Origin of the sequence: Paraburkholderia ribeironis (assembly GCF_900019265.1) — a bacterium.
GTDB classification, from domain to species: Bacteria; Pseudomonadota; Gammaproteobacteria; order Burkholderiales; family Burkholderiaceae; genus Paraburkholderia; species Paraburkholderia ribeironis.
Genome location: NZ_CYGX02000041.1, coordinates 1 through 201 on the forward strand (window position 1 = coordinate 1; position 201 = coordinate 201).

Genomic DNA, 201 nt, shown 5'->3' on the forward strand with positions numbered 1-201 from the left:
CCGCCGTCACCGTCGTCATTTAACCGCCCCGTACGTGAGGCCACGGACCAACTGCTTCTGCGACAGCCAGCCGACGATCAGGATCGGCGCGACCGCAAGCAGCGAAGCGGCAGACAGCTTGGCCCAGAACAGCCCTTCGGGACTCGAATACGAAGCGATGAACACCGTCAGCGGCGCCGCATTCGAACTCGACAGATTGAT

General features: G+C 62.2%; 1 pseudogene. It reads right to left on the bottom strand.

Annotated elements, in window-relative coordinates:
- Positions 1-15 precede the first annotated feature (15 nt).
- Positions 16-201: pseudogene (locus BN2475_RS35605) on the bottom strand (carbohydrate ABC transporter permease); the annotation flags it as partial.